At 65.4% G+C, this 2,490-nt stretch carries 3 protein-coding genes; 1 reads left to right on the top strand and 2 read right to left on the bottom strand.

The window, feature by feature from the left end; translation table 11 throughout:
* Window positions 1-206, top strand: a 206-nt coding sequence (locus Q0C81_RS18265) for a hypothetical protein (protein WP_291841250.1), incomplete at its 5' end; no start/stop codon positions are given.
* Between the two features lie 5 nt (window positions 207-211).
* Here the strand turns inward: Q0C81_RS18265 and istB are convergent.
* Window positions 212-940, bottom strand: coding sequence for an IS21-like element helper ATPase IstB (gene istB / locus Q0C81_RS18260; protein ID WP_291841248.1), 729 nt, complete (start codon window positions 938-940; stop codon window positions 212-214).
* Window positions 940-2,448 carry an IS21 family transposase gene (gene istA / locus Q0C81_RS18255; protein WP_291841252.1) on the bottom strand — a complete coding sequence of 503 codons (1,509 nt, stop codon included), beginning with the start codon at window positions 2,446-2,448 and terminating at the stop codon, window positions 940-942. Before istA ends, istB begins: the two co-directional genes overlap by 1 nt.
* Window positions 2,449-2,490: the final 42 nt, after the last annotated feature.

Raw genomic sequence — 2,490 nt, 5'->3', positions numbered from 1 at the left:
TGCCCTTCATAGCGCGCCAGGACGTGTTCGCGCTCAAAGGCGGCACCGCCATCAATCTGTCAAATCGCGTTGAAGGTCAGCCCCCTTATCGCGTTGAAGTTCAGCCCCCTTGGGACCTGCGCGGACGTGCCGAGGTCGCCCCGGCTGAGCTGGTCGGGGTTGCTCGGCCGGGGCGATTTCGGCGTTCAGTGGGCGACAGAGGATGACGTTGTCAGGCTCGGTTTTTGAAGCGCCAGCTCTCGTTGCCGGTCTCGACGATGTCGCAGTGATGGGTGAGCCGATCGAGCATTGCGGTCGTCATTTTGGCGTCGGTGAACACCTGGGGCCAGTCCGCGAAGGCGAGATTGGTGGTGATGATGACCGAGGTGTTCTCGTAGAGCTTGCTGATCAGGTGGAAGAGCAACTGGGCGCCCGCCTGGCTGAACGGCAGGTAGCCCAGTTCGTCGATGACGATGAGATCGTGCCGCAGCAAGGTCTCGACGATGCGCCCGCTCTTGCCGGCGGCCTTCTCCTGTTCGAGCTGATTGACCAGATCGACCAGATTGAAGAAGCGGCCGCGGGCCCGCGCCCGGATGACGGCAGCCGCGATCGCGATGGCAAGATGGGTCTTTCCGGTGCCGGTGCCGCCGATCAGGATCAGATTGCGCTTGGCGTCGATGAAGTCGCCGGTGGCGAGTTCGCGGATCTGGCCTTCATCGACGGGCGTGTTGTCGAAGACGAAGGCGTCGATATCCTTCAGCACAGGGAATCTGGCGCCGCCGATGCGATAGTTGATCGAGCGGGACTGGCGATGGGTCAGCTCCGCGCGGACCAGGCTCGCTAGCAGCGGATAGATCTCCTCGCGCCGGCTCAGGCCCTTGCCGGCGATCTCGTCGAAGCTGGCCCGCATGCCATAGAGCTTGAGGCTGGTCATCGCCTCGATCAGTTGGTGACGTTCCATCAGGCAGCTTCCCTTCTCCTGCGCAGGTTGTCGTATCGGGCGCAGTCGGCGACTGGCTCGGTCTTGAGCTTGAGAGCGTCGGGCGTGGTGATGCTCTGGGGCACCGGCGGCTGACGACGTCGCGCCAGGATCGCCATGACGACGTCGCCGCTGGCGATGCCGGCCGCGAGCGCCTCGGTGCAGGCCTCCGCCACCGCGGCGATGCCGTCTTCGGGGACGCGGCCGAGGATCTTCACGAACTGGCGGTCGCCATCGGCATGACGCCGCAGCTTCTCGCGCACAGCCGTGAGCGGCGCCGGCAAATCCCAGTCCTTGAACGGGGCACCGTTGCGCAGGGCGCCGGGCTTGCGCATCAGCACCGGCAGATAGTGCCAGGGATCGTAGACGACCTGGTCGCGCTTGAAGCTGCGCGGGTGATCGGCGACCGTCTCGCCGTCGAGCAGCACGACGATCCGATCGGCATAGGCGCGCACCAGCACGGCGCGGCCAGCGGCTCGGGCATCGACGCTGTACTTGTTGCGGTCATGCGTGATCAGGCAGGTCGTAGTCGCCCGCATCGGCTTCTCGACGAAGCCGGCGAAGGGCCCTAGATACGGCATCAGCCGCGCCTTCTCCTCCTCGAAGACCTCGATGACAAACCGGTCGCGGAACTCGGGGTGCTTCGCCCGCCGGGCATAGGCCATGCACTGATCGGCAAGCCAGGCGTTCAGCTCATCGAGCGTCTTCACCTTCGGCCGTGGCCGGAACAGCAGGTCGCGGATCGTGCCGACCTGGTTCTCGACCTGGCCCTTCTCCCAGCCGGCTGCCGGCGTGCAGGCCACCGGCTCGACGAGATGATGCGAGCACATCTGCAGAAAGCGCCGGTTGTACTCCCGGGCGCGCCCGACAAAGACCGTCTCCACCGCCGTCTTCATGTTGTCGTAGATGCCGCGCCGACAGACCCCGCCATAGAATGCGAAGGCCTTGTCGTGCGCGTCGAAGACCATCTCCTGCGTCTCGCGGAAATAGGCGCGCACGATCGGCATGCGGCTATGGGAAAGCCGCATCTGCGCGACCTTCACCACGACGGGCAGGCCGTGAAGCTCGATCGCCTCATGGCTCCAGTCGAACTGATAGGCTTCGCCGGGATCGAACCGCAGCGGGATGAAAGCCTGCGTCGGCAGCCGGGCGCGGTCGGCACGCCAGGCCTTCACAAACCGATGGACGCTGTCATGCGCCCCGTCATATCCGTGCCCGCGCAGCTCTTCGAACAACCTGATCGTCGAGCGCCGCTCGCGCCGGGGCAGCCGATCTTCGGCCTCCAGGATGCCGGTCAGCGTCTCCACCCAGGCCCCGAGCTTCCGCTGCGGCTGAACCTCGCGCTTGTAGGTGAACTCGGTCGCGCCAGATCGGAGCACCTTGCGGACCGTGTCGCGCGCAATGCCCAGCTCGCGCGCGATCCGCTTGATCCCCTTGCCGTTCTGGAAATGCTCGGAACGGATCCGACCAATCGTCTCCACACCCGTCATCCCCGGACCCTTCCGAAAAACCGGAAGGATCAGCCAGAGCCA

The organism is Brevundimonas sp. (assembly GCF_023259385.1).
Classification (GTDB): domain Bacteria; phylum Pseudomonadota; class Alphaproteobacteria; order Caulobacterales; family Caulobacteraceae; genus Brevundimonas.
This window is presented reverse-complemented; position numbering and strand designations above follow the sequence as displayed.

Coding starts and splice junctions, on each gene's coding strand:
- istB (WP_291841248.1), bottom strand. CDS start 940: ATGGAACGTCACCAACTGATCGAGGCGATGACCAGCCTCAAGCTCTAT.
- istA (WP_291841252.1), bottom strand. CDS start 2,448: ATGACGGGTGTGGAGACGATTGGTCGGATCCGTTCCGAGCATTTCCAG.